The 24,771-nt window shown below is 60.6% G+C and carries 14 protein-coding genes; 1 reads left to right on the forward strand and 13 read right to left on the reverse strand.

The annotated features are described in order from the left end of the window. Positions 1-26: 26 nt before the first annotated feature. Positions 27-14,660 carry a PLxRFG domain-containing protein gene (locus tag FS804_RS25080; RefSeq protein WP_144574331.1) on the forward strand — a complete coding sequence of 4,878 codons (14,634 nt, stop codon included), beginning with the start codon at positions 27-29 and terminating at the stop codon, positions 14,658-14,660. Positions 14,661-14,663: 3 nt separating this feature from the next. Here the strand turns inward: FS804_RS25080 and FS804_RS02325 are convergent, their stop codons facing one another. The 13 genes from FS804_RS02325 to FS804_RS02385 all read right to left on the reverse strand — a co-directional run bounded on the left by FS804_RS02325 (position 14,664) and on the right by FS804_RS02385 (position 24,728). Then, on the reverse strand, positions 14,664-15,977 hold the full coding sequence (locus FS804_RS02325; protein WP_144574333.1) for a hypothetical protein: 1,314 nt from the start codon (positions 15,975-15,977) through the stop codon (positions 14,664-14,666). Between the two features lie 4 nt (positions 15,978-15,981). Continuing rightward, positions 15,982-17,139: a tail fiber domain-containing protein gene (locus FS804_RS02330; RefSeq protein ID WP_144574335.1), complete on the reverse strand. Its 1,158-nt coding sequence runs from the start codon at positions 17,137-17,139 to the stop codon at positions 15,982-15,984. Between the two features lie 47 nt (positions 17,140-17,186). Beyond that, a complete protein-coding gene (locus FS804_RS02335; RefSeq protein ID WP_144574337.1) occupies positions 17,187-17,636 on the reverse strand; it encodes a GNAT family N-acetyltransferase in 450 nt (149 codons plus the stop codon). Further along, positions 17,633-17,878, reverse strand: a complete 246-nt coding sequence (locus FS804_RS02340; RefSeq protein ID WP_144574339.1) for a hypothetical protein — start codon at positions 17,876-17,878, stop codon at positions 17,633-17,635. The genes FS804_RS02335 and FS804_RS02340 overlap by 4 nt, the downstream gene beginning before the upstream one ends. Beyond that, entirely contained in the window at positions 17,875-19,614 is a 1,740-nt protein-coding gene (locus FS804_RS02345; RefSeq protein WP_144574341.1) for a hypothetical protein, read from the reverse strand. The genes FS804_RS02340 and FS804_RS02345 overlap by 4 nt, the downstream gene beginning before the upstream one ends. Before the next feature lie 9 nt (positions 19,615-19,623). Beyond that, on the reverse strand, positions 19,624-20,226 hold the full coding sequence (locus FS804_RS02350; RefSeq protein ID WP_144574343.1) for a DUF4376 domain-containing protein: 603 nt from the start codon (positions 20,224-20,226) through the stop codon (positions 19,624-19,626). Between the two features lie 8 nt (positions 20,227-20,234). Further along, on the reverse strand, positions 20,235-21,308 hold the full coding sequence (locus FS804_RS02355) for a phage tail protein (RefSeq protein ID WP_144574345.1): 1,074 nt from the start codon (positions 21,306-21,308) through the stop codon (positions 20,235-20,237). Further along, positions 21,308-21,586 (reverse strand): hypothetical protein, encoded by a 279-nt coding sequence (locus FS804_RS02360; RefSeq protein WP_210244446.1) that lies wholly within the window; start codon positions 21,584-21,586, stop codon positions 21,308-21,310. The genes FS804_RS02355 and FS804_RS02360 overlap by 1 nt, the downstream gene beginning before the upstream one ends. A gap of 508 nt (positions 21,587-22,094) precedes the next feature. Then, positions 22,095-22,511, reverse strand: coding sequence for a hypothetical protein (locus tag FS804_RS02365; protein ID WP_144574346.1), 417 nt, complete (start codon positions 22,509-22,511; stop codon positions 22,095-22,097). Next, the gene (locus FS804_RS02370) at positions 22,511-23,137 is read right to left on the reverse strand and encodes a hypothetical protein (RefSeq protein WP_144574348.1); all 627 of its coding nucleotides are present in this window, start codon (positions 23,135-23,137) and stop codon (positions 22,511-22,513) included. The genes FS804_RS02365 and FS804_RS02370 overlap by 1 nt, the downstream gene beginning before the upstream one ends. Next, the gene (locus FS804_RS02375; protein WP_144574350.1) at positions 23,137-23,838 is read right to left on the reverse strand and encodes a DUF6682 family protein; all 702 of its coding nucleotides are present in this window, start codon (positions 23,836-23,838) and stop codon (positions 23,137-23,139) included. The genes FS804_RS02370 and FS804_RS02375 overlap by 1 nt, the downstream gene beginning before the upstream one ends. A 3-nt stretch (positions 23,839-23,841) precedes the next feature. Further along, positions 23,842-24,204 carry a hypothetical protein gene (locus FS804_RS02380; RefSeq protein WP_144574352.1) on the reverse strand — a complete coding sequence of 121 codons (363 nt, stop codon included), beginning with the start codon at positions 24,202-24,204 and terminating at the stop codon, positions 23,842-23,844. A gap of 62 nt (positions 24,205-24,266) precedes the next feature. Next, positions 24,267-24,728, reverse strand: coding sequence for a hypothetical protein (locus FS804_RS02385; RefSeq protein ID WP_144574354.1), 462 nt, complete (start codon positions 24,726-24,728; stop codon positions 24,267-24,269). Positions 24,729-24,771 lie beyond the last annotated feature (43 nt).

A 24,771-nucleotide genomic window follows, 5' to 3' on the forward strand; every position in this document is an offset into this window, starting at 1 on the left:
TGCGGCTCTCGATTAGGAGCCCACGCATGCCCATCGTTATCGGTCTCGGCGACAATTCCGAGTGGAATGACCCCCTCAACCTCTATGGCGGCGAAGCGCCGGGGCTTTCCCCAACGACCGATACATCCAGCTCATTGCCAGCAGGCATGTCTCAGCGCGATTGGGACGACACAGTAAACACCGTCATTGCCGAGGCCGCAGGCGAGGGCGATGATGGCATGGCCGGCGTGGCTCATGTAATCCGCAATCGTTCGAACATCCGCGGCAAGTCCATCGGCGACGTCGTGCGCGAGCCGGATCAGTTCACCGGCTACTCCTCACCCGGCGCAAAAACCGTTGAGGCGATGCGCGATCCTGCCATGCGCGCTCGTGCCGAGGGCATCCTTCGCAATGTGCTGACCAGCGACGGGCCCGACCCGACCGGAGGCGCTGACCACTATCACGCAACGTCAGTTAACCCGAGTTGGGCCGGCGCGATGCCTGAAACGACGCGCATCGGTCAGCATATCTATTACAATTCGAAGGGCGAGAAGAAGGTCGCTGCTCCCGACGCTACGGCATTCGTCGCCGAAAAGGATGATCTGGGCCTCTACGGACCCAAAGGCCAGTTCCGCGATCTTCTCCAGGGCGATGAAGGGAAGGGCACAAAGGTTCCTAATCCGAACGGTAAGGGGCTTGCCCGTCTCGTCCGCGAGCCGGAAGACGCGCCGCTTGGCACCGGCGGCAAGTTGAACTTCGTTCATGCCGGTCAGGACAAGATCGCTCCACAGTTCGCCTCGATCCTTTCCGAGACGTCGAAGGCGATGGGTCGCGATTTCACGATCAATTCAGGCTATCGCTCACCGTCGCATCGCGTCGAGGCCGCCAAGGCTGGTGGACCGGGCGAGCATTCCACGGGGACGGCTTCCGATATCTCCATGAAAGGCATGAGCGAGGCCGAGCGCGGCCAGCTCGTCAGGGAGCTTTATGCGCGTGGTGCGCGTCGGTTCATCACCTATACCAGCAGCCCCGACATGCTGCATGTCGATATGAAGGATCAGACCGGCAAGGGCACGCCGTGGTTCATGCACGACAGGACCAACCGCAATCTCAGCAAAGCCCCGGCATGGTTCCAGGATGTCGCAGCGAACCCGGGCCAGCCTGCCAAATCCAAGGGCATCGTGGCGGACGAGAACTTTAAGGCAAATGATCCGTTCGGCATGTATTCCGGCACGGTGAACCCGCTCGAGCAGGACGCAGCGAATGCGGCCGAGGCCAAGCGCGCGGCAGAAACGCAGGCCGCGGCCGAGGCGGAGCGTCAGCGCATCACCGGAGAGGTGAACGCGAACAATGAGGCGGTCGCCGGACAGTTGGCAGGCCTCGAGGCTAAAAGCCCAGGGCGATATCAGGAGGTTCCAGAAAGCCAGCTCGCCACATGGCAGCAGCAATGGGACGCGGAAAACCGTTCATCTGGCACCGCCGGCGACTTGGTGCGCCGTTGGGGTGCTGGAGCGGCAAACACCAGCCAGTCGCTCGACAATCTTGGTAATCTGCTGCTGAACAAAATCCCGGGTGGATCGTACATCAACGACGCCCTCGACGGCATTGACCGTTGGATGGGTAGCGGCACCACGGTTGCGGAGAAGCGGCAGGAGAGCATTGACCGCGAGAACGCCACGCTTTCACCCGAAGGTGAGGCAGCGCGCGACAAGAAATGGTGGGACGAGGAGAACAAGACGCTGGGTCCGGCATGGGCTGATCCGCGTAGCTATCTCGGCGTCATCGCCGAGAGCGGCCCATCCACCGTCGCTAGCATGCTGCCATCCGGCATTATTGCCCGTGGAGCGTTCGTCACCACGCTGGCAGGTGGCGCATCGAGGGAGGTGGCCGCCGCAACCGCGGCGAAGACGGCCACTCTGGCAGGCGGCATAACCGAAGGCTTGCTGGGTGGCGCTGACGCAGCGAACTCAGTGCGGCAGAAGATTGCCGAACTACCGCGTGACCAGCTCGTGCAATCCGATGCGGTGAAGCAGCTCGTCGAGAGCGGCATGTCGGAGCAACAGGCTATCGATGCTGTCAGCAGTGACGCGCAGACACAGGCGCTCATCACCGCCGGCGTCGTAACCGGCGCGTTCGGCGGTATGGGCGATCGCGCGTTGGCGAAGATCATCGCCGAGGGTGTTGAGGGGGGTGTCGCTCGTCGCGTTGCCACTGGCGCAGCGCGTGGCGCTGTGGCCGAAGGTCTGTTTGAAGAAGCGCCACAGAGCGCAGGCCAGACCATCGCCGAGAACGCAGCCATGCGCCGCGTCAACCCGGATCAGGAGCTGACCGAAGGTCTCGGCGAATCCGTGGCTTCTGGTATTGCAGCCGGTGGCGCCATGGGCGGCGGCATGGGCGGTGCTGGCGGCTTGGCCCGTCCTGCAGGCGGTCATGCCGACGCTGCACCGACGCCAACCGAGCCCGCACCAGAACCTGACAACCGCGGACCGCTGCGCCGAGCTGCTGATCACGGCCAGCAACGCGGTACCGAACGAGCCGAGGCGGCGAACGCTGGCGCACCAGTCGATGGCCGGCCTGCCGCCAAGTCCACAGTGCGTGTCGAGGCGGAAGGCATCGAGCCGTTCATGGGGACGGTTGAGGGATATGAGGGCGATGAAGCCGTTATCGTCGATTCCAGCAGCGGCGAAATGTTTCAGGTGCCGCTCGCGAATATAACCGAGATTGCGCCGCCCGTCGGGGACTACCGTTTCCCCGAAAAGGCTGACGACGGCATGCCTGAGCTGTCCGCAGATCCCGCGCTCGAGCCGCTTGCGCCGATGTCGAGCGAAACAACCTCCGAGATGCCACCGCGTAGCGAAGATATGGCAGCGACCGACAAGCGGCCGACGAGGCCACAGCCGGGTCATCGCGTCATCGTCGATAGCCCCGAAGTGGGTAGGTTCCCGGCTCGCATCGAGCGGTATGAGGCCGATGGCAATGAGGCGCTTGTTGTTGACGACAAGGGCAATCCGTTTCAGGTGCCAACGACAGCTCTGAAGGTCAGCAGCCTCACCATCGCGCAGGTCGAGGCGCAGGACCTCGAGCGCAATCCCCCGGTTGAGCGCGAAATAGGCGATGCTGGCCCTAACAGCCGAAAGATCGGCGATAAGACCGTGGTGTTGCCAGACGAAAACCATGCCGCCCTCTATGACCTTGCACGCGAGCAGATCATGGCCAAGCGGCTGGGGGGCACGTCTCAGGTCGATATCGACAATGTCTTGCCGGCAGAGCGAAAGCGCCTTGCCGATGCCTTCGGCATCAAGATCGCCGATCTGGCGTCTATGGCCGATGATTACCGGTACCGCGCCGAGCGTGCGGCTAAGGAGGCCAAGTCCAAGCTTCCGGTCAAGATGCATGCCGTCAATGACCGGCTTCTGAAACAGCGACAGGCGGCATTGGCCAAGGAGGCGGGTGAACCGCTGGTGCAGCCTGCCGACGACGGTGCGTCGTGGTGGGACGTCGATCTGACGGCACAGGACCGAAAGCGCGTTCTCGAGCAGGCCGGTGTGAAACGCTCCGAGCGCATGGCTTGGCAGAACATGACGCCTGGCATCAAGAAGAAGCTGCTGGATGTGCGCGACGCGCAGCGCGCAGCGGTGGACGATGTTGCTACGCTGGCCGGTGAGGATGTGACGACGACGGAGGCGGCAGCCAACGAGGCCGCCACGTCCCCGACGAATGATCTGCCCGAACCCACGGCAGCGCAGAAGGAGGCAGGAAACTACAAGGTGGGCCGGTTGAAGCTGGGCGGCCTCGATATCTCGATCGAGAACCCGGCAGGCTCGCAGCGCAAGGGCGTCTTCTCGTCGGGCAAGGCTTGGGCGGTCGATATGAAGAGCCATTACGGCTACATCCGCGGCACCGTTGGCCGTGACAAGGATCATATCGATGTGTTCGTGCGACCCGGTACCGAGACGCTCGACGATTCCTCGCCCATCTTCGTTGTTGATCAGAAGGACCCGGCCCGCGGTCGTTTTGATGAACACAAGGTCATGGCGGGGTTCGACAACGAGGCGCAGGCCCGAGCCGCCTATCTCGAAAACTATACCGCAGACTGGAAGGGCCTGGGCGATATCAGCCAGACCACGCTCGGCGACTTCAAGACCTGGCTGAAATCCGGAAAGACTGCCGAACCCTTCGCGCCGAAATGGTTTGCGTCGCAAGACAAGGCAGACGGCTACATCGCCAAGAATGACATGGGCAAAACCCATGAAGTCGTGCAGCGGGGTAAGCGCTTCGAGATTTTGGAGCGCAGCCGCACCACGCCAGCTGTACAGAGCGGGAAGGGCACCGAGCCTGACCCGAGCGAGCATCCTTGGACTGATGTTTGGGGCAGCGACGCCGACGCCATTTCTGATGCGCTTGGCCGCATTGCCCAAGTGAATGGCGGCGACACACCCATCGCCGACGCCGTCAAGGCCAACGTCAGCAACAAGCAGCTGCTCGATCTGATCCAGCAGCGCTGGGGTGAGGGCGGTGCGGGTGGCAATCGGTATATGATCGAGACCCGCAAGGGACCGACAGTAACCGTCACGCTCGAGAAGGATGACGGCAACAAGCGCATCGTGCTTCGTGGCAAGGAGCTGGCGGAGGCCATCCGCAAGGAATTTACCGTTTCGCTCGAGGACATGAAGCGCGATGCAGAAGCCCGCGCGGCGAGACAACAGGAAACGGCACCAGCACCAGCTAAGGCCAAGGCCGAGCCACAACATGCGCAGGGGAAACGGAAGTCTGAGGCATCCAAGGCCAAGCCTGCTGTCAGCGCCAACACCATTTTCACCGATGACGCTGCGGCGAAAGCCCGTGAGTTGCTTCGGAAGAAGCTTTCGGGCAATACGCTGAACAGCGGCATCGATCCCGAGCTGCTGCAGGCCGGTATCACTCTTGCCGGCTATCACATCGAGAAAGGCGCGCGCACCTTCGCTGCATATGCTTCGGCAATGCTGGCGGACCTTGGCGAAGGGGCGCGCCCTTACCTCAAATCGTGGTATATGGGGGTGAAGTACGATCCTCGCGCCACGGCATTCGACGGCATGTCGAGCGCGGCAGAGGTCGAAGCGGCCGACGTCAACAACTTCACCGGAGCGACCAATGAACCTGAACAACTGGATCGAGCTGGGGCGCCAGCACTGGAAGGAGTTTCTTCCGAACCGGTACAGGGAGCTGAAAGCGGCCGGGACGCTGGACGAGGCGTTGAAGACAGCAGCGGAGCAGACGTATCTGGAAGCCGACCAGCTCGAGCAGAGCGGGTTCCAGCCGGACGAGGCGTGGCAGATGGTCAGGGAAAACTATCTCTTGCTGCCACCGGAAGGCAGCCAGCAGACCGGGGCACCGAGCCAGACGTCGCAGGATCTGATGAGCGCGGCGCGCAGCGGACAGAGAACCGTCGAGATCAGGTAGAAGAAGGCCCGTTCGGGCCGATCCTCCGCGGCTATGAGGGCAAGTGGCGCGAGGCCGCGCTCGAGCTTGAGCGCCGTCAGTCCGGCGACGCGATCGCGGCCCTTTCTCATCCCGAAGTTGGCCCGATTGATCTGGTGTGGGGTAAGCCCGGTACGAACCAGCACAACGGCGCGGGCTTGGCGAAACTGATCGCTTGGCATCCCGAAGCGCTGAATGACCTGCAAGGTTTCATAAACGGGCTGCATGTCGACGAGGACTTGTCGACGCCTCGGCGTATCCAGCTTCGTGACGGAAAGGGGCAGGCCGGCGTTCGTCTCGATTTTGACGGCGTTGCCAAGACTTGGCTCCTGACCGCATTCGAGGCAGGGAACAAGCGCGCGACAAAGAGCGATGCGACGCTCAGCGAACTGTGGGGAGGGGAATTTGCCGGTAGAGGCGCTAGTCCAGGCACCGCCTCTCAGAAACCTTTGGATGCCGGATGGGGCCAAAGGACCGGCAAAAACAATGTAGCACCGGCCGGCGAAAAAGTCCAATCCGCTGCGGTGCCTGCGCAGCAACGGCCAGTAGATTACATCATTACCGATGCCGACGGCTTGGGCGAGGGCGGCCAGAAGGCCAAGTTCCGCTCCAACGTGGCCGCAATCGAAGTCGTGAAGCAGCTCGAGCAGGAGAACAGGCCTGCCACGCGCGACGAACAGGCGGTTCTCGCCAAGTGGGTGGGCTGGGGTGGCCTTCGCGCCGCGTTCCCCCGTGAAGACGGCAGCGTGACGAAGGGCTGGGAGAAAGAAGCCGCGCAGCTCAAGGAACTGCTGACCAAAGAAGAATATAGCGCTGCCGAATCCTCGACACGCAACGCTCATTACACCTCGCCGGAGATCGTCGATGCGGCTTGGGCGATTGCGCAGCGTCTCGGCTTTAAGGGCGGCCAGATACTCGAGCCTTCCGTTGGAGCGGGAAACTTCCTTGGCCTGATGCCAGGCGATTTGCGCGTTGCGTCTCGTGTCACCGGTGTTGAATTGGATCGCATCACCGGCACGATTGCCAAGAACCTTTACCCCAACGCCAATATTCAGGCTCCGATCGGCTTCGAGAAGCTGACCGTGCCCGATTCCTACTTCGATCTGGCGATTGGCAATCCGCCGTTCGGTTCGGAAAAGCTCTACGACCGGGAGCGGACGCACCTCAACAAGCTATCCATCCATAACTTCTTCTTCGCCAAGGCCATTGAGACGCTGCGCCCGGGCGGCGTGCTGGCGATGGTCGTTACCAATCGCTTCCTCGACGGCCAGTCCGCCGCGGCGCGCAACATGATCCAGCAGAAGGCCGATTTCATCGGCGCGATCCGATTGCCGAACAATGCGTTCCTCAAAAACGCCGGTACCGAGGTCACGACCGACATCGTCATCTTGCAGCGCCGCGAAAACGGCACCGCGCCGAAGTCGAACGATTGGCTCGAGGTCGTGGACTATCGCGGCAAAGACGGCAACGTGGTGCCGCTCAACAAGTATTTCGCGAACAATCCGGACATGATGCTGGGTGATTTCGGTGGCTATGGTTCTATGTATGGACCGAACGAGCCGGCCTTGATCGCTCGAGGCGGACAGGACACGCCGGCGGAATTGGCGAAGGCGATCGAGAAGCTGCCGCAGGACATCATGGGCGATACGGGCCCGGTGAGGGCGACAGAAACTGTCACCTTGCCGGAAACCGTCCATGATGTACAGGTTGGCACCATGTTCGCCGCCCCGGATGGCTCAATCCATCTGCGTACCGCGGACCATATCGGCCAGCCCACCTCGCAGGCGGTTGCGTTCCCGAACGAAACGGCCAAGGAGCGCGTCTCTGGCATGATCCGTGTCCGTGATGCCTTTGCTAAGCTGCGGCGCGCACAGATCAGCGAAACGGCAAGCGATCAGCAGATTGAAAACCTCCGAAACCGGTTGAACAATCTCTACGATGGCTTTGTAAAGTCTCACGGTCCCATCAATTCCGACGCAAACAAGCGCCTGTTCCGTGACGATCCGACATGGCCGCAGATCAGCGCGCTCGAGCAGTCGTTCGATAAGGGCCTGAGTGCCGCCATGGCGAAGAAAACGGGCGAGAAGGCCCGTGCGGCAACGGCTGAGAAGGCCGCAATATTCTCCCGTCGTACCCAGCAGCCATATCGCCGCCCGACCAGCGCCTCCAGCGCCAAGGACGCGCTTGCCACGGTTCTGAACGACTATGGCCGCATCAACCTCGAGGCCATGTCGCAGCTCTACGGCAAGCCGGTGGACGCGATCGTCGATGAGTTGGGCCAGCTGGTGTTCAAGACGCCGACAGGGGCGTATGAGACCGCCGATCAGTATCTCTCCGGCAACGTCAAACAGAAGTTGGCCGAGGCAGAGCGCGCCGCCGAGCATGACACAGAGTTTCGGCGCAACGTCAACGCGCTGCGCGACGTCATCCCGGCCGACATTGAAGCGATCGACATCGATGTGAAGCCAGGTGCGCCATGGCTGCCGGCAAACCACGTCGAGGACTTTGTCAGCCACATCGGTCAGGGTGCGGTAAAGCCGCGGGCGTTCTATTCCGCTGCCAATGCGAAATGGGCCATCACCGTCCCGCAGGTCACGCCGGCGGCGCAGGTGCAGTGGGGAACCGACAGGGCAGGCGTGGACACCGTATTGAGTGCCGCGCTTAATGGTCAGACCATCACCATCCATGACCGCACCACCGATGGCAAATCCGTGGTCAATCAGGCGGCAACGGATGCGGCGAATGAGAAGGTTGAACGCGTCAAATCGGAGTGGCGCAAGTGGCTCTGGCAGGATGACAAGCGCCGCGACGAGCTGGCGAGGCTCTATAACAACACGTTCAATACCGACGTGATCCAGCAGTTTGACGGGTCGCACCTTACTCTCCCGGGCAAGGTAGGCGATGACATCATCGAGCTTCGCCCGAGCCAGAAAAACTTTATCTGGCGCACGTTGCAGAGCGGTACCGCTCTTGCCGATCATACCGTTGGCGCGGGCAAGACCTTCGCCGCCATTGCATCGGTTATGGAGAAGCGGCGCACCGGGCAAGCGCGCAAGCCCATGCTTGTCGTTCCGAACCATCTCGTTGGTCAGTGGGCCGCTGATTTCGTGCGGCTCTACCCCGGCGCCAAGGTGCTGGCAGCGACGAAACAGGATTTCGAGAAGGATCGCCGCAAGCGCCTCTTTGCCCGCATCGCCACCGGTGATTGGGACGCGGTGATTGTCGCGCATTCCTCTTTCGGCCGTATCGGCATTGATCCGAACTATGAGGCGAAGTTCATCCAGCAGCAGATGGACGATCTTGAGGAATCGCTGGCGGAGGTGCGTCGCGAAACCGGGCAAAAGAGCCGGAACGTCGCGCAGCTCACGAAATGGCGCGACAATCTCAAGGCCAAGATGGAACGCCTGCTCGATTCCGGACGCAAGGATGACGGGCTCACGTTCGACGAGCTGGGCGTAGACGCGCTCTATGTCGACGAGGCGCACGAGTTCAAGAACCTTGCCTATTCGACCTCGATGCAGCGCGTGGCAGGCCTCGGCAACATGGCCGGAAGTGCCAAGGCAGCCGACCTCTACATGAAGTCACGTTTCGTCCTTGAAAAGACCGGCGGCAACAACCTGGTATTCCTCACCGGCACGCCACTCTCCAACACTATGGCGGAAATGTTCACCGTCCAGCGCTATCTCGACGAGAAGGCGCTGAGGGCCATGGGTGTGTCCCACTTTGATGCCTGGGCCCGCGTGTTCGGCGAGGTCGTGACGGATTGGGAACTGTCGCCATCAGGTCAGTACAAGCTCAACAGCCGGTTCGCGAAGTTCGTCAACGTGCCCGAACTTATGCAACGGTACCGTAGCTTTGCCGACGTCATCACCAATGACGACATCAAGGCTCAGCTCGCAGCGCAGGGCAAGAAATTCCCGCTCCCGAAGGTCAAAGGCGGCAAGCCCACCAATGTCGTCGTTGAGCGCTCTCCGGATCAGGCGGCATTCATCGGCGAGGGACAGGCCGACGAGGCGGGCAATCTCGTATTCCCGCAGGGCTCGCTTGTATGGCGTGCCGAGAACCTGCCCAAGAAGGCAGAAAAGGGCAAGGATAACATGCTCAAGGTCATGTCGGACGCGCGTAAGGCTGCGCTCGACATGCGCCTGATCGATCCGAGCTATCCCGATCACTCCAAATCCAAGGTGCACAGGGCCGCGAACGAGATGACGCGGATCTACAAAGCGTCCTCGGATCAGCGGGGCACCCAGCTCGTGTTCATCGATCTGTCCACCCCGAAGAAGGCACAGGCGGCTGAAGCTGCTCGCCTTCGTGATCTTATGGAAAAGGCCGATAACGGCGATGAGGCAGCGATCGAGGCGCTGGACAAGCTTTCGCCCGACGAACTGCTGGCACCGGAAAGCACGTTCTCCGTCTATGATGACCTGAAACAGAAACTCATTGACCGAGGCATTCCGGAAAACGAGATCGCGTTCATCCATGACGCCAACACCGAGGCGCAGAAAGAGGAGCTGTTTGGCAAGGTCCGTTCCGGCCGCGTCCGCTTCCTGTTCGGCTCGACTGCCAAAATGGGTGCCGGTACCAACGTTCAGAACCGCCTCGTTGCGCTCCATCACCTTGACGCGCCGTGGCGGCCGTCCGACCTCGAGCAGCGCGACGGGCGTGGTATCAGACAGGGCAATGAACTGTATGCCGCTGATCCAGAGGGTTTTGAGATCGAAATCCTCCGTTATGCCACAAAGAACACGCTCGACGCGCGCCAGTGGCAGACGATCGAGGCCAAGGCTCGCTTCATCCAGCAGATGCGCAAGGGCGATATGAAAACCCGCGAGATCGAGGACATTGCCGGTGAAGCCGCCAATGCGGCCGAGATGAAGGCGGCGGCGTCGGGCAACCCGCTGATCCTTGAGGAGATGGACACGCGCCGAAAACTCCGCCAGCTCGAGGGCCAGTCCGTCGAACATGACAGAGAGCAGCACCGCATCAAGGGCAAAATCAGGTCGCTCGAGGCCGAAACAGAAAGCCTCCAGCGCGCTCTGCCGGCGGTGGAAGCCGATGCGGAGATGGCGCGGAATGCGCCGGAGGAGTTTTCCGGTACCATTAACGGCGAGGCGTTCGACAAGCGCAAGGATTTCGGTGCTGCCATCGTTGCCGCGATGCGCAAGGAGCTGATCGACAAAGAAGGTGTCGGCCAGATCGGCGAATATGCTGGCTTTAAGATCGGGATTGATCCGCAGGGCTATGGCAGGGCGTTCAATGTGACGATTGAGGGCAGCCGCGAACATTATGTTCCGGTCGATGATGCGTCTGACGTCGATGCCGCAGGCCTTGCGCAGCGCATCGCCAATACGGTGAAGCGCCTGGCTAACCAGCCTGCAATAGACAAGGAGCGGATCAGGGAGATCAAGGGGCAGATACCCGCCCTGCAGAAGCAGATAGGCGTATGGGAAGGCGCGCAGGAGCTGGCGGACACCTCGGCGCGGCACCGCCGGCTGCTGGACGCGCTCAAGCCCCAGCCGAAAGCCGCGAAACCAGCGGTTAAGGTCGAAGCGGGCGAGGTGGACGCGCCGATCGCCAACAAGCGGCCCGACCCGGTCGTGGTCGCTCTTTCGAACGACCTGCAGACCGTCGGCATCCCGGCCGCACCGGCAAGCACTGCCATCTTCCAGTGGGCGAAGGATACCATCGCCCGTTTCGGCAAGAACGGCCACGAATACCTCATGGCCGTGGATGACGACGGCAGCGTCGTCGAATTCGGTACCGCGAAGAAGAAGGACGCCACGGGGATCAACAACAAGCTGCACGGCGCTTTGATGAACCCCGACCGCCGCATGGTGGTGTTCCACAATCACCCGAGCAACACGCATCTGAGCGTCGCCGACATCTCCATGCTCGCAATGCCTGGACTTCACTCGGTATGGGCCTTTGGCAACAACGGTATGCAGATGAGGGCAGCCCTCACGCCAGAGGCAGAAGCGATCGCAAGGCCTGCATCCGATCCGAACGCGACCGTCGCGACATGGCGCAGCGCCATGGCAGCCGCGCTCGAGCAGGTCGACGCCTTCATCAGGCCTTTGGTCGCGCAAGGTGCCGTCGATGTGGAGACGGGCAACGCCGCCTATAGCAGCGCCCCGGCGCTTCTGGCCGAAAAGGCCGGGATTATCGACATTTCCACCAACACACAGTATGATACTTCCGCCATCGAGGGCTTGGAGGCCAAGCTCGATAAATTGGCGGTCGCGCTCAAGGGACAGATCAGCGATGGCACAGCAGGCAGCACCGATCAGGGGATTTCACGGCGACCCGCCCGCGACGTTCGACACGTTGCAGAAGTGGAAGGACTGGCACGCATCGGTGAGCCAGTGGCCCGCCCGCGATCCGGACCGGCAGGGCTATCTGAAGCAGGCTCGCCAAATTATCAGGGAAAAGAGCGCCGGGCCGAGCGCGAGCCCCGACGCTTCGAGCGAGTAACACAGTCCCGCATCGTCGAGGAACTGAGCGGCAAGCTAACCGACTTACAGCCCGCCCTCCTGAAAACTATTCCGTTGAACTATTTCAGCGAACTGGCCCGGTCGAACATGACCGCGGTGGGTGACTATCTGCGCGTCAAGCGGCTTATGGACGCTTTCAGGGGCACCAAGCACGCCGAGGCTGACGCGGTGGCGCAGGAGTGGCTCAAATACACCCGGTTGGGCTTTGCCGGTAAGGACAAAGCAAAGGCGCAGGTCCTAGCCGACCTGATGCACGACGCCACGCTGGCGGGGATCGACCCTTCTCAAGTCGATGAAGAGAGCCGCGCGAAGGCAGGCTATGACCATCTCCGGAAACGGTACATGGCGTTGCCACCGAAGGGCAGGGAGCTTTTCCAAAACGTCCGTGACGCCTATCGCGAGCAGGCCGAGCAGCTCGACGATATCCTGCTCGACAACGTCCGGAAGGCGCAGGAAATCGCGCAGCAAAACGCCGAGGACCGGTATAAGCGGACCATGCAGCGCATCAAGGACGTCGGACTGACCGGCCTCGACAAGAAGAACGCCGAAGAAGACGCCACCAGCGCATACAAGGCCGAGACCACGAAATCGCGTTGGGCGGCCAAAGCGAGGTTGACGCGGATGCGCGTCGCCTTCGAAGCAAGCCGGGTGCAGCCACCATATTTCCCGCTAGGTCGTTTCGGCCGCTATTTCGTGACGGTGCGTGACGTTGACGGAGCCGTTCTCAGTTTCTCGAAGCATGAGACCGTTGCCGAGCGTGATCGCATGGCACGTGAGATACGGGACGAATACCCGGCTGGCAAGATCGAGGTGGGCGTGATGGAGGCCGGCAGCGACATGCGAAAGGCCATGGACCCGCGTATCGTTGCAGAAATCGAGGAAATCCTAGGCGGCGCCAATATCGGTGGCGACGTGATGGATCAGATATGGCAGCGTTACCTCGAGTCGATGCCGGACCTGTCTACCCGCAAGCGGTTCATCCACCGAAAAGGCACAGCGGGTTACAGCAAGGACGCGCTGCGTGTCTTCTCGTCGCATATGTTCCATGCCGCTCACCAGATGGCCCGCCTGAAATACGGCCTTGAGCTGCAGGAGCTGGTGAACAAGACCGTGGATCAGGCGAAGGAAGCGGATGATCAGACCAAGGCCATGACGCTGGCGAATGAGCTTTCCAAGCGGCACGGCTGGGTGATGAACCCGACCGGCAGCAAGGTGGCGCAGACCATGACCAGCACCGCCTTCGTCTGGTACCTGGCTGCGTCGCCCGGTGCAGCATTGGTGAATATGACGCAAACTGTCATGCTGGGCCTACCAGTCCTGGCGGCCAAGTTCGGCGGGTTCAAGCAGGCAGCTGTAGCACTCGGTAAGGCTTCTGCCGATTCCGTAGCGGGTAAGGGCTCCGTCATCAGTGACCGGCTCACCAGCGATGAACAGCGAGCAATGGAAGCGTTCTACGAATCCGGCCTGATCGACCGGACGCAGAGCCACGATCTGGCTGGCGTCGGAGAGACGGGCGTGGAATACACGCCCCTGCGCGCCAAGGTCATGGAAAAGATTTCGTGGGCGTTCCACCGCGCCGAGGTCTGGAACCGCGAAGTAACGGCACTCGCGGCCTACCGCATGGCCCGCGAGGCAGGGCAGAACATGTCGGAAGCGATCGACACGGCCCACGACCTGACGTGGAAGACGCATTTCGACTATTCCAACAGCTCGCGGCCTGCGGTGTTGCAGAACGACTTTGCAAAAGTCGCTCTCGTCTTCCGCCAGCACAACATCAACATGCTGTATCGCGTCATCAGGGACATCCATCAGTCCTTCAAGGGCGAGACGCCGCAGGCTCGCCGCGAGGCGCGCTACCAGCTCGCAGGCGTCATGGGCATGATGGCCGCTATGGCGGGTGTCACCGGCACGATGGGGTTCAGCGTGGCCATGATGATCGCCGGCGCACTGTTCGGTGATGATGATGACCCCATGGCGTTCGAAGATCAGTTCAAGGCGGACGTGGTGGACATCCTCGGGCCCCAGCTGGGCGGCGTTGTTCTCAACGGCGTGCCCGGTCACTATCTCGGTATCGACCTGTCGTCTCGTATCGGTATGCCGGACTTGTGGTTCCGGTCGCCGACGCGCGAGTTGCAGGGCAAGGCCGAGTTCCAATACTGGCTCTCGCAGAGCCTCGGCGCGACCGTCAGCCTTGGCGAGCAACTTTACACCGGCTTCAAGGTGATGACGGACGACGGCGATATCGCCCGCGGCGTCGAAATGATGGCGCCTAAGGCGGTGCGAGACCTGATGAAAGCCTACCGCTACTCGCAGGATGGGCTTGCGACGATCGGCAAGGATCAAATCCTGCCAGCGGATCAGATCGACGCAACGGACATCGTCGCGCAGGCCATGGGCTTCACCCCGGCGAAAATCTCTGAGACATGGGACCGCAACAGCGCGCTGAAGAACGCCGAAACCCGGGTAAAGCAGAAGCGACAGAGGCTCATAAACAAATGGGCCATGGCGACAATGGCGGGCGATAAGGAGGCCGCGAGCGAGGCGCTGGACGGCATCAAGGCATTCAATGCCGTAAAGGTGCATGCCGGGTTCCCGATCAAGGCCGAAACGCTCAAGCGCTCAATCAAGACGCGCACGAACAACGCCGCGAAGCGGGAGGATGGTGTGTTGATCGGGAATAGGGCTCTCGGATCGGCGCTGCGCGAAAGGCTGGCCGATCCGGTCTATCGATAGGCGTCAGTCACCAAGTCCGACGACACCGCGCTGTTTGGCAATGGCCTGCTTCAATGAGGCGGGCCATTCCGATTCAGGAACGCCGGCTTCCTGTAATCCCATGGCAACGTCGTAAATCTTAGCGCCGCTCCGGATAGCCTCGTCGGCTTGCGCGATGACGTCAGCGGGAGCTGCGGCCGATTCCCGCGCAGTGATGCCAGGTGCTTCGGCTTGAGCTGCCGCGCGTTGCAGATCCTCCATCCGACGACGAACGCCCGCCTGGGCGCGTTCCGGCACCCCGGGGATGCGCTTCTCAGCTGATGGGGCGGACGTCGCCGCAGGAGCTGCCGTAGTCTGCGGTTTCTCGGCAGCGACCGGCTTTCCACCGGATGATACCGGCTTGCCGATGTTGGTGTCGACAAGGACTTTCTTTTCCGCTGGAGCTGGCGCTGGAGAGCCTTGGCCGCCAAGACCCGGTTGGCCTTGCACAAGCTCAAGCTCGTCGTTGATGAGCTTTTCCTGCTGCTCCCGCGGCAGATCGTCGAACTTTGCCTCATCGCCAGCGAGGCCGCCATCGAACCGCTTGCGGAGAGCGGTGATAGCTGCTCCGCGATCTTTGGTCGGGCCGACACCATATTGGCGGTCAATTTTCTTTTTCTGCTCGTACGTCTCGAGTTCCTTTTTGTCCTTATCGGCCTGTGCTCGCGCCGCTACCTGGCTCTCCCATGCGGCCTGAGGGTTGCCAAAGGTGGCAATGATTTTCGGAAGGTCCTGCGTCCGAACATCCTGCTGGATATCCTTGCCATCGGGGGTCTTGAGCTTGATACGATACCCCTGCTGCGCTCCGTCCTGACCCAATATTGCTTCATGTCCAAGGACTTCGTAGCCATTGTTGATGTAACCTTTGAGTTTTCCAGCCTGCATGACGTCAGAGAGCGCACCATCAACGTCTCCGGTCTGCGCCTTAACCAGCGCGCCAGCAAAAAGCTTCGCTCCCTTCTTCGTGTCTTCCTGATCGCCCCATTCCTGAACTTTGTTCGCGCTCTCGATGTCACCGTTGAGGAGATAGGTGTTTTTCAGCTTGGGAAGAGCATAATTGCTCCAGAACGTGTCGAAATTCTCCGGCTTCTGTGTCCCAGCCGAAACCTGCGCATCGAAAGTCGCCTTGGCGTCCGCGTTGATATTGTCGATCGCGTCGCGCTGCGCTGTGAGGCGGTCGTATTCCTTGCTCTGACGGTCGGCCAAAACCTGTTTCCGTCTCGCCTCGTCGCGCTTCTGGAGCATGTCCTGCGACTTGTTGAAGCCTTCCATGAATCCGCCAAGTCCAATTCCCAGCATGCCATCACTCCTTTACGGGTTTGCGTTTGACGGATGGTACCGACGCTTTGCGCGCGGCGGGCTCAACTCCACCGAGGCCAATGGCGTCGATCGTCGCGTCGAGCTTCTTATCGAGGTCCTGCACCGCCTTCATGGTGATGCCAATGGCGTCTTGAACCGGGATCGTCTTGCCGTCCCCCTTGCCGGTGGCGCGCTGGAAGTCCTGCGCATAGGTGCCGACGTGGCGGCCTTCATCGGCCACACCTTCCTTGTAGTCCCATTCTTCAACCGGCATAGAGTTGAGGGCATCAAGCGCTTCGCCCTCGCCAATCTCCTCCTTATTTTCCTTCAGCTCTTCATCGGAGAAGATCAGTCCGCCAACGCCGCCCAAGAAGCTGCCGATGCCAGCGGCGTTCTTTGCCTTCAGCTCTTGTTGTGCTTTCCAGCCCTCGAGCTGCAGGCCATACTGCTGGTTCAACGTGCTGGCTTGGCCTGCGTATCCCTGCATCGCTCCACCGTAACCGGCGTTCATGATCGTCGATGCCGCCAATGCCTGGCTATTTGTGCCCTGAGCGCCGCCTAGCGCGGTACCGCTCGCGGCGACGCTGCCGCCGGCACCAGCCGCGGCCTGTGCCGGCAAACCTTTGCCGAGGTTGGCGACATCCGCTTTCAGGGCAAGGCCCTTATCGCGGACAGCCTGCCGCGACGTATTGGCCGCACCAGCCTCCGCCAGCGTCGTCCCGAGATCGGATGCTGCCTGCACCCCGGCAAAGCGCCCGCTGCCCGGTGTCACGCCCATGGAGGCGTTTGCACGCTCCGTTGCGGCTCGGTTATTGGCCGCGGCGGTCTGGACGTCGGCGCGCGCCTCGGCTGCTGCCTCGGTTTGCCGCTCCTCGGTCGCATAGTTGGTCGCCTCTTTTATGAAATCGTCTTCGATCGGCTTATAGACCGAGTTGTATCGGTCCCGATCCTCCCGCGCCCACTTCGCCTGATCAGTGGCGAGCCCGAGCTGTTGCTGCGTCACCTTGTTGGTGAGATCGTCGAGTTCTTTCTGACGGTCCTGCGAGATCGCAAATGCATCTCTGGCAAAACTCAGCCACGCTTCGCCCGTTTCTGCCTGTTTAAGTGCCGCTGCGCCGATCTGCGGATCGGGAGCCGGTGCGGAGGAGCTGCCTTTGCCCATGGATGTGCCTCTTCGATCAGGGAAGTGCACTCATGCGCAATGAGTTCTTATAGCGCGGGCTTGCCTGTTTTTCCAGCGAAGCGTTCCGGCAGCCAGCGGCATTCGCGCCGGAGCATGCCGTAGACGATCAAATCCTCACCCTGTTCACCAGCCTCACGCAAAATCCCCTCCCGCTGGAACCCGAAATGCTCGTTGAAGCGGATCGCATCGGCATTATTGACCGAGACGAACGAATTGAGGCGGGGATAGCCGAGCTGGATGAATGGGTAGGCGAATACCTTGATGATGAGTTCCCGCGTGATCCACTTTCGGCCGCCATCGGAAACGACGGAAACCCAGCAGCCGGTCGTGGTGAAGCTGTCGAAGACGATGACGCCGTGCAGTCCCTGATCAGATCGAAGCCCGATCGCCGCGGCGTCGTCGCGGAACTTGATGCCGCCGCGGTCGCTCGCCCAGGTAAGCATCTCGTCTGTAGGGCTGTAAACGACCTCTTTCAACGAATGAGCCGTTTCTGGATCGCCGTGGCGACACCGTTCAAGCGATTGGAGATATCCTCAAGGTCTTTTTGAAGGGCGTTAAAATCCGCCATCGTTGGAGCCGCGGTGAGCTGCTTTGATCGGAGTTTCCTGCCGATCTGAAGCAGCTCGCGCACATCCTCAAGTCTGACTGCGGCCTTGTCCCGATTACCCCGGCGCGAACCGTCCAACACCTCGAGCTTTTCAAGCTGCTCATTATTCATGCCAAGGTCCTCAACTCGTCGACCGAAGAAGCAACAGCAATCCGGCTGATGGGCACGTTTGAAGAGACTGCAATTTCCCAGACCCGCGCCATGCTCTTGGCGGGAAGCCGTTCAACTACGTCCGTCTTGTTGATGACGCGGACAAGTTTGCCATCACCGAACACGCCGACAGAAACGTTCAGGTACTCAGGCAGCGTACGCAAAGCGTCTCCGTTGACCGGGTAGGCGTTGACAGCGCTGTCGTTCAAAGCGGATTCGAGCTTACCAGACGCAAATATTAAGGCGTTTTCGGCTTCGATGCGCTGGACCTCAGCCTGGATAGCCGCAGTGTCATCGGTAATCCTGAGACTACCCTTGTCTACAAGGACCGCCCCGAAGTTCATCGGCCGTGGCAGCCACCATTCCTTGGAACGCCAAATCATTGTTTCCGGCGGGCCGTCGGGCGGATCAAACCTGTATATATTGGTGTCGCCCGGTCGAGTAAAATACAATGCCGAGCCAGCCACATCGAAATAGCAAGCCGCGGTTATTTCCGCCGATCGAATTAGAAAGGGTGTTGCCCCAACGGTCACAAACAGGCATCCCGCCTCACGTTGACCGTCTTCTTCCGTGTCGTAGAACATCGCATACGCGCCGGAATATTGCGCGCCGATCGCTGTTGCTGGAGATAGCTTGAGCCAGTCATGGGGGCGGAACAGTTCTCGGGTGACGAGATTAACAGACCCGTCTCCACCGACTGCTATCAAGCCGTCGTTGGTTGGATAGCAAATCGCGAATCCAAGATCGACGACGCCCCGGGCATTAATGCATGGGAAATTCGCCTCGAGCTTTTGAGACTGCATCGAATCGGGGTGACTGCCAGTCATGAGATAGGGGTTGGCTTTCGTCATAACGACGAGCACGCTTCCGATCGACCCCAACGCAACGACGTCGCTATCGCAATTTAAGATGTACCTTTCAGGCCAGACGTGTGGGCGCCACGGCTCGCAGAAATAGACACTGCGGCCAACAAACGCGGCCATCATACCATTTGGCATCACTGTCAGGCCGGTAAGACCAGCGGGGGGCTCATCCCACCCAGCAGAGGGCAGGGCCTCTTGAAACGCGTCCACGGCGATGTTGTCCACGAAATTTGCTGCCGAGGCTGGCCGTTCTGCAATGAAATAGAGATAAGTGCCACTCGAGCCTGTCTGGCTCCGATAAATGCGTTGCTTGGTGATGTGGCGGCCGGCGACGGGCATAGAGAAGCCGGAAAGAGTGACGTTTTGTCCTGGCTTCCAATCGATGATCGCCGATGCTGGGGATGGGGCCGTCTCTTCACCGAAATCCGTCACAAATGTGTAAACATAGGTTCGGCTTTGGGTGTCCCCGGTTCCAGATCCTGAAATAGCAGCAGTCAACGCGCCGGCCGGTCGCGGGATAGCCAGATTGAGAACCTCGCTTCCAATGCGCATCTTCGGTGCGCCGTCACCCGTATAGTAAAGCCGCTCCTGCGCCACCGGCCCGGGTGCCGCATTGATAATCACTGGCCATGATAGCCAGTCGCCATTGTGGCGGTAGATCGTGACGGCTCCTGCATCCGCCATTTCGCCAGTTTTCAGCGATTTTCGGATCGGAGTTAGCCCGCCATCATCGAGGCGCGCGTTTACGGCCTCCTGCGCCGCCGTTTCAGGTAGAAGCCGCGGGAGAATTAGTGGCCGCTCCCCGATGAAAGCTGAAATGTTGATGGCCGGCATGGCAAATCCTTACGGCCAGTAGGCTGGGTTCGCAGCGTAGTCCGCCGGGATCGGGGTCATGTCCTTCAACACGCGAGCTGCAAAGATATGAGCTTGTTTGTGGGCCATTGCAGCTTGCCCCATAGCGAAGGTCGATTGTGCATCGAGCAGGTGCGTTGTGTTATCCGCAGCAATCCAAACGAAATCGCTGTCACCGCCGTGCCAACGATAGTCACCGGGTTGCGCGCCGTTCACAATCGCGGCCAGGGCGGCAGTAGCAGCGCCCGCAATATTCTCTCTGTCATCCGGTCGCGTTTGATAGACTTGGCCGCCGAAGCCGAACCCAGAGGCAATCCGCAGATCTCGCTCGGCGTCTACCATTGCGACGGTCACAACTGGTTCCTCAATGGGCGGGGTGCCCGTGTCGTTGACAGAGGAGTAGCCCCAATTCCCGTCGATGAAGCGCCGCACGAAACCGGGCTGTTCTGCCGGTGGCGGGATCAGTGTGGAGTTTACGGGAAAAAGGAAACGATCTTCAACGAGAGGATCAGGGTCTGCAACCGATGGGAACAGAAATTCCCCCGTTTCGGCATCGAAATTGTAGATCGTTGGAATGTTCGTTTCGACTGTCATGGCAAATCCTAAAACTTGATGCAAGCTACGAAGGCAGTGTTACGCGGGCGCGTCTCGACGCCGCCGGCAGCCTGAATGCTGATGCCTGTCCCGCTGCCGCTAAGCCAGATACCAGTCGCCGCTCCCCAAGTATTCCCGAAGGAGTAAACGGCGGGCGGTTGGTCTGTAGCGGTGGAGCGTCCGGTACTTGATTGGCCATTCTGTACGCCGCCGTGGACGTGCCCGGGGTCGTTGACGCCGTGGTTGTGGCCGGGGTCGTTCACGCCGTGTGAGTGCGACGCGGTCATGTGCGCCTGCCAAGAACCATGCGCGCGGCCACTATCGACACCGCGCCCATCATCCGCTGATCGGAAAAATTCACCCCGCAGGTCAGGAATGCGAAAGTTGCCGTCGCCATTATCCTGAAACACGAACGGGCCGGAGGACCACGAGCCGACCGGGACAATCAAACCATTGTGCCGCGCCCAATTGAACAGGGCAGAATAGGCGGTCTTTTGGATATCTGCGCCGTTCGCTTTGAGGTATCCGGTTCGCAAAACACGGTCGTGAACCGGCCTCCCGATATCAACACTGGCATAGCCATTGAGTGCTGCACCATTGGCCGAGAACGACTGCCAAGTCATGAGCGAGTTGTAGGTTTCGTGCCAGATTGGCCCGATGTTTTCTGTGGGAAGAGGCTGACCAGCGGCGATCCACGTAACCCGTGCGTCTAAGGCCGCTTTCTGTGGTGCGCTGATGGGTTTCATAGCGTCCGAAGTGTTGTCCGCATTTCCGAGGCCGAGGGCGGCTTTGGTGACAACGCCCGCTGTAACACGCACGTCGATCCGCGAGCCCGCCGCGAACGCCTTGGCGGTTGTGCCCTCCTGCGCTCTAACGATTGTCAAGGCATTGGCCGCTCGCGCCGTAACTCGGACTATTTCCATGTTTCCAGCCGCGTCGATAATCGTTGCGGGATGCCAATCGCCAGCATCAAGCACAGGGAACTTTCCAGCATCAGCAACTTGGACAGAAAGCGCCGTGGCCGCATCGGTTATGGAGGCCGCAAGTGTCGATACCGCGTTGTTGGCAAGTTTAACGGCCATCAGTGGCACTCCTTGATCTTGAGATTAAAGACGAACTGTTTGGTCCGTCCTTCTTGTGTCGTTACGGTCACCGTCACGTTGGCAGTTTCGCCCAGCGTGCCTCCCGATATCCAAACCTTTGCGTTGGTGTCGGTGTACTCGGTGCGATCGACAGCAGCGGAAGAATTTGCGATCGTCGTTGCTGCTCCGGACAGGCGATCCGGAGAGGGCAGCCACCGTGCGAAATCGATGTCATAGTCGAGCACGTCTGCCGGTTTCTTCACCATCACATCGGTCATGGCATTGCTCCCCTATATCGAGGCGGGCGCATTGCTGAGATGTCCCGTGGCACTATGATGCGGCGCAGCTCGGGGGCGACGACGAGCGCACGAACCGGCTGAACCGTCATGACCCTGTTGGGTGTGGCGCGTCGCAGATACCGCCATGACAAATATACATCGCCCTTGATAGAGATAGTGGTCGCCGACAATGCAGTAATGCGACGAACGAGCCGGGTGCCCGCGCTGACGGCGACCGTTACAGCAGCCGTTGGGGCAGCGCGGCGGACGAGGGATACGGAACTCGTCACAGTCGCAATCGAAGCGGCAACCGCCCGCCTGCGCGCGGTCAAAAGACTCGCACCCGATACCGCTGCGATAGCGGAACAGCGTGCTGCGATGCGTCGGGTGAGAGAGAGTGTAGGAGCAATTGTGGTCGGTGCCGTCCCCGGTAGGGAAACGAGGAAATTGCCTTCATTGATCGTGAAGGCGTTCACCTCTGCTCCGTTAGTCGTGCCGCGACTGTCCATCACGTCACCGCAATGTTGAGATCGTTGGCATGGATGATGCATTCGTCGGTCGGATTGAGCGTCTTCGGCGCGGTCAAACCTCCTTGAAACACCATTTCGCCAGCGATCGGATCAGTCCATATCGCAAAATGGGTCACTATGACCGGATTAACCCCGTTGTGCGGCGGGTAGAGCAATTCCTTGGCATTGGTGCACGCTTTCCCGGCTGCTGCGGTGAACCCCGTCGCCACAGCGCCTCCCAGCGCCGCGTCGAGGCGCGTATATGCTGGCCATGCCACGGTAGCCACCTCCGACGCTCCATTGTTGCCCGGGTCGGCGGTGTGTAGCGAAACATAGAGCCGCGCCGGAGAGACAGCAGCTACTCCGCGCAGGAAGTGATTGAGGATGGCGTTTGCGGCGTATGTGCTTGCTGGCATCAGTAAAAGCTCGCTTTCGTTCTCGGGCGTGCGCCCTGCTGGCCTTTGGCCGCGATCATGGGCAGACGATCAAGGAACTGGTTGAATTCTGTGAGCAGAGCGGTCGCCATGGCAGGATTCGGGCCGCCGTCGTCGTTCGGCAACATCAGCGCCAACCCGGCCACGCCCTTGCCGATTTCCGTTGCATACTTCTCGAGCATGAAATCGGGGAGCGTCATGGCGCGCAGCGAAGGTTTCAGGACGAGACGAACGGAAAGGGTGCCAGTGGCGCGGGGCGCGACCATGATTTTGCCAGGCGCGATCTGAGTTATGAACCGCGCCGGTGCTTCGTTCTCATTGTCGGCGTCCCAGCCCGGATGGTTTTCGTCGAGCCATGCCGCGGACTGCGGGGTGAGGGGGACGCCATTGAGCTTGGCGGCCTGAATTTTCTTAATCTCGGCATCGCCGAACGTACTCAGGCACTCACCATCGATATCGGTGATTTCGATCGTGTCTTTCTCGCGCCAGATATCGGCTTTCTCGCAAACCTCGCGCGCAGCCTCGCGGATGCAGCGGTACGCGGTCAGGTCGGCGCAATTCGGCACGTATGGCAGGACGTAGGGCAGCATGTCGTCGATGTCGCGCATCACCGCCTCCTGTTCGGATTGGAGGCGGCCTCGCCCTGCACCTTGATGCCAAGGGCGGTGGCGAAGGTCTGGTAGTGCGTCATCGCCTTGGTCGGATCGCCCGCGATGTCATCCTTGGAGAAAGCCTTGAACAGCACATAATCGATCAACGGCACGGTGTAGGGTTCGGGAATGCCGATCTCTACGTCCCACGCCTCGAGCTTTTCGACGTCCTTGTTCGGGGTCGGCGCCACCTTCGGGGGGAGATACGAAATCGCGATCTCGACGACACCATGGCCGTCATTGCCGGGATAGCAGGAGAACTCCAGCGGCACATTCTCGTCGAAAATGACCTGGCGCACTTCCTTGGCAAAAGGGACATAGGCGGGATTGTGCCAGTTCGGCTCGTGTGAATCGAGCATGGCGCGCGCCGCGGTGCGAATGGCCCTACCGCCGAGGTTCTTCACTGTGTCGATAATGTTTCGGTTCACGCCGAGGAGCTGGAGCGGCGTGACGTTGTCGAGCGTTTCAGGGATCTTCTGATAGGTGCCTTGCTCGAGGAAAAACTGTGCCGTCTTTGCTGATGCCGAGGGCTTGGCTAGGACGATGGCTTTGACCGCATCGTTGATGCAGTCGGCAAGCTCGGAAAGCGGCCAGCGAACATTGTCTTCGTCCAACAGCAGGACGCTTGCGCGCGTCATGACTTCACTTGCCTTCGGCATGGCTTACTTGCTCTTGTTGGCGGCCTTTTTGGCGGGAGCGGCTGCGGGTGCCTGCTCGGGCTGCTTGTCCGTTTCGCTGACGGTCTGGTCAGCGTCAGAGGAATCGGGCGTTTTCTCGGACCCAGCGCCTTCACCTTCATTGCCGCCCTGGCCGGATAGGAACGCGGGAATTTCCTGCTCGTCATCAGGTGGGGGCGGATCGAGAGGGACCTCGCGGTAGTGCTGGACGTTGAGGAAGATCGAGCGATGCAGAACGCTGTTCACCTCATTGACGAAACGGCCATGCGCGTCGCGGTCGAAGCTATAGGTGATGCCGCCTATCGTCTGTTCCGTAGCGCCCAGCGTGCATTCGATGACAGTCTTCATAGTCCACTCCTTGAAAGAAAAAGGGGCTTGGCAGCCCCTTGTCGTAGCCAGCCTTGAGGGGCTTACTCGCTGGTTAGGATGACGGTCAGACCGATCGCACCGGCTTGGAAGGTGGCCGCAGCCGTGGTGAATTTCACGCCGATGCCGCGATCCACGTTCGATGCGGTGGTGCGGTATGCGGTCTTGAGCGTCGGTCGGGCGACGCCGCCGGCCTGCGCCACGTTGGAGCCGGAGAAGAACTCCGCGCCGCAGGTGCGGGCGTTGTCTTCCTTGCCGAAGTCGCTACTCATGATGCCGACGTCAACGATCATGGCCGGCGCGGCATTGCTGTCGAGATCGTCAATGTCGAGGATGATGTCGGCGACGCGGCAATTCGACGGAATGCAGCCCAGCTCGAGGATGTCGCCGACGGCGGGCGGGTTGGTGAGCTGGTGCGAGAAGCGGATGGCAACAGCTTCGCCAGCCGTGGACGGATAGGAAAGGGGTTCGGTCCCTTTGGCATATTTGCTCAGAATGAGCGACATGAGCGTGTTCCTTTGAAATTCGGGCCGCAGTGGCGAAGCTGGA

The sequence above is a fragment of the Agrobacterium sp. DE0009 genome, assembly GCF_007680755.1.
GTDB lineage: Bacteria > Pseudomonadota > Alphaproteobacteria > Rhizobiales > Rhizobiaceae > Agrobacterium > Agrobacterium tumefaciens_B.

Bases quoted from the DNA above. Each gene is read 5' to 3' on its own strand.
- FS804_RS02380 (WP_144574352.1), bottom strand. From the start codon at position 24,204: ATGAAGACTGTCATCGAATGCACGCTGGGCGCTACGGAACAGACGATA.
- FS804_RS02330 (WP_144574335.1), bottom strand. From the start codon at position 17,139: ATGGGCAAAGGCAGCTCCTCCGCACCGGCTCCCGATCCGCAGATCGGC.
- FS804_RS02375 (WP_144574350.1), bottom strand. From the start codon at position 23,838: ATGCCGAAGGCAAGTGAAGTCATGACGCGCGCAAGCGTCCTGCTGTTG.
- FS804_RS25080 (WP_144574331.1), top strand. From the start codon at position 27: ATGCCCATCGTTATCGGTCTCGGCGACAATTCCGAGTGGAATGACCCC.
- FS804_RS02385 (WP_144574354.1), bottom strand. From the start codon at position 24,728: ATGTCGCTCATTCTGAGCAAATATGCCAAAGGGACCGAACCCCTTTCC.
- FS804_RS02325 (WP_144574333.1), bottom strand. From the start codon at position 15,977: ATGCTGGGAATTGGACTTGGCGGATTCATGGAAGGCTTCAACAAGTCG.
- FS804_RS02370 (WP_144574348.1), bottom strand. From the start codon at position 23,137: ATGCGCGACATCGACGACATGCTGCCCTACGTCCTGCCATACGTGCCG.
- FS804_RS02350 (WP_144574343.1), bottom strand. From the start codon at position 20,226: ATGACAGTCGAAACGAACATTCCAACGATCTACAATTTCGATGCCGAA.
- FS804_RS02340 (WP_144574339.1), bottom strand. From the start codon at position 17,878: ATGAATAATGAGCAGCTTGAAAAGCTCGAGGTGTTGGACGGTTCGCGC.
- FS804_RS02365 (WP_144574346.1), bottom strand. From the start codon at position 22,511: ATGCCAGCAAGCACATACGCCGCAAACGCCATCCTCAATCACTTCCTG.
- FS804_RS02360 (WP_210244446.1), bottom strand. From the start codon at position 21,586: ATGACCGATGTGATGGTGAAGAAACCGGCAGACGTGCTCGACTATGAC.
- FS804_RS02355 (WP_144574345.1), bottom strand. From the start codon at position 21,308: ATGGCCGTTAAACTTGCCAACAACGCGGTATCGACACTTGCGGCCTCC.
- FS804_RS02345 (WP_144574341.1), bottom strand. From the start codon at position 19,614: ATGCCGGCCATCAACATTTCAGCTTTCATCGGGGAGCGGCCACTAATT.